Origin of the sequence: Mycobacterium sp. (assembly GCF_049585075.1) — a bacterium.
Lineage (GTDB): Bacteria > Actinomycetota > Actinomycetes > Mycobacteriales > Mycobacteriaceae > Mycobacterium.
Genome location: NZ_JBAUZA010000316.1, coordinates 1 through 5838 on the forward strand (window position 1 = coordinate 1; position 5838 = coordinate 5838).

Here is a 5838-nt window from a genome sequence, read left to right on the forward strand (position 1 = left end):
GCCCGCGCCTTCGGCCCGCCGGCCGGCTGCTGTGGCCCGGCAGGACATCTTGCCGAGATCGACGGCCAGGATCACCGCACCTCTGTTCAGCTGCGACCGGCGACCGAAGTGATGCGGGCCAGCCCGCGCACACGCCGCGGCGCGCGCATCGCTATCACCTCGACAACGCGATCCGATCGGCGCATCGTCGTCCGTCGGCCAGGAGTGGGCGTGGACGCCAGTTCCGCCTCCGCCGATCCCGCCCGCGGGCCGTGGCGGTTGACCGCCAGCAGTCGCCATGTGCCGGGCACGCCACGCAGCTCGACGCTGCCACGGTCCTCGAAGCCGGTGCCCGAGCCGACCACCAGGTCACGCACTGTGCGCGATACGAGGATTACACCGGCGCCGGCCTTGCCGAGGATCCGCGCCGCGATATGTACCGCGATTCCCCCGATGTCCGCATCCAGCAGTTCACACTCGCCGGTGTGGATGCCAGCGCGGATCTGGATGCCCAGCGTCTCGGCGTCATCGCGCAGGGCCTCGGCGCAGCGGATGGCCTGCGTCGGGCCGTCGAACGTGGCGAGGTGGCCGTCGCCGGTGCTTTTGACCACCGTGCCACCGAATCGTTCCGTGAGGTCAGCAGTGATCTCACCAAAGCGGTGCAGCATCGCCCGCCATCGCTCGTCGCCGCTCGCTGCGGCGTGTTGGGTCGACGCGACGATATCGGTGAATAGCACGGTGCGCAGGGCACGATGTGACTGCGCCGGCGCCGCATGGCTGCCGGTGAGGAACTCCTCGACCCCGGCAAGGATCTTGTCAGGCTCGGTTAAAAAGGGTGCGTGGTCTACACCCTCGACCTCCAGGTACCGCGCGCCCGGGATGTGGTCGGCGAGATACCGGCCGCCCTGCACCGGAACTGCGTTGTCTTCGCGGGCATGCATGACCAGGGTTGGCATGGTGAGTGTGGGCAAGATCGGCCGCACGTCGGTCAGAAACGCCGCTTCGAATGACGCCCGCGCCATTCCCGGGCTCGCGCACATGCGCTCCAACGTTCCGAGCTGGCGTATCGACCGAACCGACGGCGCGCTGATGCTGGCTGCCACACCGCTGCCCCACCCGGAGCGCACGGCGCGGCCGCCTTCCTGGAAGCGGGCGAGCTGTTCAACCGACGGCGTGTAGTCCTCGCCCAGCTCGGCAAGGAAGCGTGACCGCAGCTCGGCCGGGTCGCGATCCATGTCTTCCCACCCCGTGAAGCTCCAATACGCGCAGGTGCCGTGAAGGATCAGCGCGCGCACTCGCTCGGGCCGCGTGGCCGCGAACATCATGGCGGCCGGTCCACCGTCACTCAGACCGGCCACGACGGCCTGTCCGAAGCCGACCGCATCCATGACAGCCTCGACCTCGGCCGCTCGTTCCTCCAGCGTGCGAACTTTTGACACCGGGTCCGATAGCCCGACCCCGGCCTTATCGAACAGGGCAACGCGGCAGAATGTGGCGAGCTGATCAACGAAGGCTTTGAATTGGGGCAGGGTCCAGACCAGCTCGACGTGGCTGACGAACGGCTCGACGATGATCAGCTCGACCGGCCCGTCGCCAAACACCTGATACGCCAGGCTGAGATCGCCGCACTTGGCGTATGACGTTTCTGGCATCGCATGAGCGTACTGCTGATCCCACCACGCGCCGGGGAACCAATGACCGTCCCCGGGTATTTCCAGTTAGTGATTGCTCAGAGCCCGGCCTGTACGTACGCGGGTCAGACTTGCTCCGCTGAACCCTCCTGCGTGCTCGCCCGTCTATCTATATATAAGAGCGGCTCACCGCCGCACCGCAACCGATGGGAGTGGCCAAATGGGCACAGCGATGCGCAGTGGTCATCGCAGGTTGCCTGACGGTGGGGTGCTGCGGGTGGACTTTGAGAAGGGACGTTGGGTGGGCACGCTCTACGCGCCCTCCATGATGATCAAGACACAAATAGTCGGTAGTGATGCCCAGGTTCACGCCTGGGCCGCCGGCCTTGCGGCATAACACTTCCTCGGCATTCGGCTTAGTCGGGATTGCGCCAGGGCAGCGTCGCCCCGCGAAGATCGTGCCGCCCCCGGGGAGAGGGGGCCCGGGGACGGCCAGCCGAGCCATCCGGCGCCGGCCTCCGGCGGAGTCGGCACACGATTTGCCCGCCTCGTAGCGACAATTTGTCGCGGTGCGTTGGGGGATCTTCAGTTGTCGCTGCGAGGCGGGCAAATCGTCATATCCCTAACTTCTTGTGACGTAAGGGATTCCCGGTGCCGCAGATCCCGGTTGCTATCGGCCGGTTGCCGAGCACTTGCACATGCTTCGGGCCTCCATTGCGCGATCGAGACCATCGATGCGGCCACTTAGCGGGGCTGCGCTTCTTCTGCCGCAAAGAGAACATCGGGGTTGAGGATGCCTGCCGGGTCAAAGCTTTGTTTGATGCGGCGCATGAGGTCGACCTTGACCGGGTCTTCGAGCTTGAGGAAGTACGGAGTTTTGGCGCGACCAAGACCGTGTTCCCCGGAGATTGCACCACCTAATTCCATTGCCAGCGACAAAATGTCGGTCATCAGCTGCTTCTTTTTCTGCGGATCCTTGCAGATGATGGCCAAGTGCACGTTGCCGTCGCCCGCGTGCCCGCAGCCGGCCGCGGCACCGCCTGCGGTCGCCGCCAGATCGCGTGCGGCGGAAAGGAATTTGGACATCGCGGAGCGCGGCACAACGGTGTCAACGATGTCGTCTGCGCCGATCGCTTTTGCCGTCCAAAACGCCTTCTCGCGAGCCTCAATCAGCCTTTGCGCCGAAGCTCCTTCGAGTACATAGGCGTCGACGGCACCCAGTTCGGCGAGCAGCTCACCGGCCCGCTCGACATCTTCATCCAGCCGGTCGGCGGTGCGGTTCTCAAGTGCCACAACGAGATACGCCTGACAGCTGTCGCGGATGTTGTCGGGGATCCCAAGTTCGAGGTTTTGGGTGTGAACCAGTGCGGCCATCGTCATGTTGTCGATGTACTCGAGGATGTAGGGCACTAGCCCGCACGCGAGGATCTTGGGCACCGCCTCCATGACTTGGTCGAAGTCGGTGAACGGGGCGAGCACCGTGGCGCTGTGGTCGAGGCGGGGATGCAGCTTGACGATCACCTCGGTGGCCAAGGCCAACGTGCCTTCGGAGCCGACGATCAGCTGGGTCAAGTCGTAGCCGGTGGACACCTTGGCGATCTTGCCGCCGGTTCGGATGATCTCGCCGGTCGGCAACACCGCCTGCAACCCGAGCACATTATGACGAGCGATCCCGTACTTCACCGCTCGCATCCCGCCGGCGTTGGTTCCGACGTTTCCCCCGACGCTGGAGGACAACTCGCCGGGTTGAACCATGTAGCGCAGGCCGGTGCCGACGGTCGCGGCGTCCAGTTCGGTGAGAGTCACGCCGGGTTGGACGACGGCGACCTGGTTGGTCGTATCGACCTCCAGGATCGCGTTCATCCGCTCGAAGGAGATCACCAACCCGCCTTCGCGCGGAATCGCGGCGCCCGACAAGCCGGTCCCGGATCCGCGGGCCGTCACCGGAACTTTGTGCTCGCCGGCCGCTTTGAGCAGCCGCGCTACCTCTTCAGAAGTTGCCGGTTTGGCGACGTAGGCCGGCTTCTGCGGCGCCGTCGTCAACACCTCGTCGTGGAAGTAGTCCTCGGGGATTGCCTCACCCGTCAGCAGGTTGTGGTTCCCGACGATTTTTGAAAGCTGCGCCGTGATGTCGCTCATGAAGGCCTCACCTTCGAAGGCTTGCGCTGCGCTCACTCTAAACAGCGATGACAGTCAAAGTGTCGTGAATGCCCGCGAAACCAGCTTCATTGCCGGTGATGAGCGGGATGCCCAGCGCGACGGCGACCGCCGCGATAAGGAGATCGAATCGGCGCGGCTTGGGGTCGCGACCAACGGCTCGAACGGTCGCGCCGCTGCTCGCGGGCAGGCCGCGCGTTCGAGGCCTATCGGCGACCGTCGTTTCGCTAACAGGCACAGTCACAACAGTCACACGAGTCTCCGCGGGCTTGAGACGCGCCGATGTGCCCGGCTCTGAGCGACAAGACCCTTGCCTCCCTTAGTTTGTCGCTCAGAGGCGGGCAAAATCGGCACCGCCCTAGCTGCCCAACGGGCCAGGTCTCATGAATTCCGGTATCGCGCTGTCCGGGTTCGACGAGATCGATGATTCGGGCAGCCCCCACAGCTGCCGGCTGGTTGCGCCGCCGTCGACGACGAGGGTCTGACCGGTGATGCGGGCAGCCAGCTCGGAGGAGAGGAACAACGCGGCGTTGGCGACATCGTGGGCGCGGGGCGGGGCCAGCGGATTAATTCCATTGACGGCGTACTCGTGTGGCGGCTGATCCTCGTTGCCGGAGCCCACATTGCCCGGCGCGACCGCATTAGCGCGAATGCCGTAGCGCCCCAGTTCATCTGCGAAGGTTTTGACAAGCGAGATGACGCCGGCCTTGGCGGCGCCGTAGGCGGCATGGTAGGTCGCCGCCGCAATGCCGTCGACCGAGGCGATTGCGACCAACGATCCACCGCTGCGCTGGGCGATCATCTGCCGTGCCACGGCCTGAAAAAGGTAGAAGACCTGGGTCAGGTTGTAATGGATTGCGGCGTCCCACAATTGGGTGCTGAAGTCCTCGACCTTCGACCAGGTCGCACCGCCGATAATATCGACGCAGACATCAATACCGCCCAGGGCTGCGACCGCTTCGTCGATCGCCCGACTGACCTGCGCAAGGTCGGTCATGTCGGCGATAATCGGGACGGCATTGCCTCCGCTGCCGACGATCTCGCCGGCAATGCGATTGGCGCGCTGCTTATCGATATCGATACAGGCCACCGAGGCGCCCGCCTCAGCAAGGGCCAACGACGTGAACCAGCCATGGCCCGCGCGCTCCGGGATGTAGCCCGCACCCGACACAACGGCACGCTTGCCCGATAGTCCTAAATCGATCACGGCTGGAGTATTGAGACCCTCTCGACCGCTGTCAATCACGAGGGTATGCGGCGCATCATGAAAGGGTGCGGATCGGAGTCGGGGTTTCCACCGCACCCGACGCACGGCAGGCCGCGGTGGAGGCTGCAGCGCACGCGCGCGACGAGCTCGCCGGTGAGGCGCCCTCGCTGGCCGTGCTGCTCGGATCGCGATCACACAGCGACGAGGCCGTGGACGTTCTCGACGCGGTACAGCGGACGGTCGAGGCGCCCGCGCTGATCGGTTGTATCGCCCAGACAATCGTCGCCGGCCGCCGCGAGATAGAGGACGAGCCTGCGGTGGCGGTGTGGCTGGCGTCCGGCCTGGCCGCCGAGACGTTCCAACTGGACTTCGTCCGCACCGGCCCGGGTGGCCTGATCACTGGTTACCGATTCGACCGCACCACCCGCGATCTGTACCTGCTACTGCCGGACCCGTACACATTCCCGTCGAGCGTGTTCATCGAACACCTCAACACCGACCTGCCGGGAACGACCGTAGTGGGCGGCGTGGTCAGCGGTGGCCGAGGACCGGGCGACACTCGCCTGTTCCGCGACCATGGCGTGCTGACGTCCGGCCTCGTGGGCGTGCGCCTGTCCGGCGTGCACGGAATCCCGATCGTGTCGCAGGGCTGTCGGCCGATCGGCCACCCGTACGTCGTCACCGGCGCGGACGGCGCAACGATCACCGAGCTCGGCGGCCGACCGCCGCTGCAGCGGCTGCAAGAGATCGTCGCGGGGCTGCCTCCCGACGAGCAGGATCTGGTCAGCAACGGACTGGTGATCGGGATCGTCGTCGACGAGCACCTGGCGACACCGGGTCAGGGCGACTTCCTAATCCGTGGGC

At 65.5% G+C, this 5838-nt stretch carries 5 protein-coding genes; 2 read left to right on the top strand and 3 right to left on the bottom strand.

Features of this window, described 5'->3' with window-relative positions:
- Nucleotides 1–86 precede the first annotated feature (86 nt).
- Nucleotides 87–1631: an adenylate/guanylate cyclase domain-containing protein gene (locus tag WB785_RS15170; RefSeq protein WP_424080148.1), complete on the bottom strand. Its 1545-nt coding sequence runs from the start codon at nucleotides 1629–1631 to the stop codon at nucleotides 87–89.
- Nucleotides 1632–1830: 199 nt separating this feature from the next.
- Between WB785_RS15170 and WB785_RS15175 the strand changes: the two genes are divergently transcribed.
- On the top strand, nucleotides 1831–2007 hold the full coding sequence (locus WB785_RS15175; RefSeq protein ID WP_424080149.1) for a hypothetical protein: 177 nt from the start codon (nucleotides 1831–1833) through the stop codon (nucleotides 2005–2007).
- 347 nt (nucleotides 2008–2354) lie between these two features.
- On the opposite strand, the gene WB785_RS15180 is transcribed toward WB785_RS15175, so the two are convergent.
- Together WB785_RS15180 and WB785_RS15185 are read right to left on the bottom strand one after the other, a co-directional pair.
- A complete protein-coding gene (locus tag WB785_RS15180) occupies nucleotides 2355–3749 on the bottom strand; it encodes an FAD-binding oxidoreductase (RefSeq protein ID WP_424080150.1) in 1395 nt (464 codons plus the stop codon).
- 376 nt (nucleotides 3750–4125) lie between these two features.
- The gene (locus WB785_RS15185; RefSeq protein ID WP_424080151.1) at nucleotides 4126–4974 is read right to left on the bottom strand and encodes an SDR family NAD(P)-dependent oxidoreductase; all 849 of its coding nucleotides are present in this window, start codon (nucleotides 4972–4974) and stop codon (nucleotides 4126–4128) included.
- A gap of 65 nt (nucleotides 4975–5039) precedes the next feature.
- Between WB785_RS15185 and WB785_RS15190 the strand changes: the two genes are divergently transcribed.
- A partial coding sequence (locus tag WB785_RS15190) for an FIST N-terminal domain-containing protein (RefSeq protein ID WP_424080152.1) occupies nucleotides 5040–5838 on the top strand: 799 nt, incomplete at its 3' end.

Excerpts from the sequence above, each read along its gene's own strand:
- WB785_RS15170 (WP_424080148.1), bottom strand. The coding sequence starts at position 1,631 with ATGCCAGAAACGTCATACGCCAAGTGCGGCGATCTCAGCCTGGCGTAT.
- WB785_RS15175 (WP_424080149.1), top strand. The coding sequence starts at position 1,831 with ATGGGCACAGCGATGCGCAGTGGTCATCGCAGGTTGCCTGACGGTGGG.
- WB785_RS15180 (WP_424080150.1), bottom strand. The coding sequence starts at position 3,749 with ATGAGCGACATCACGGCGCAGCTTTCAAAAATCGTCGGGAACCACAAC.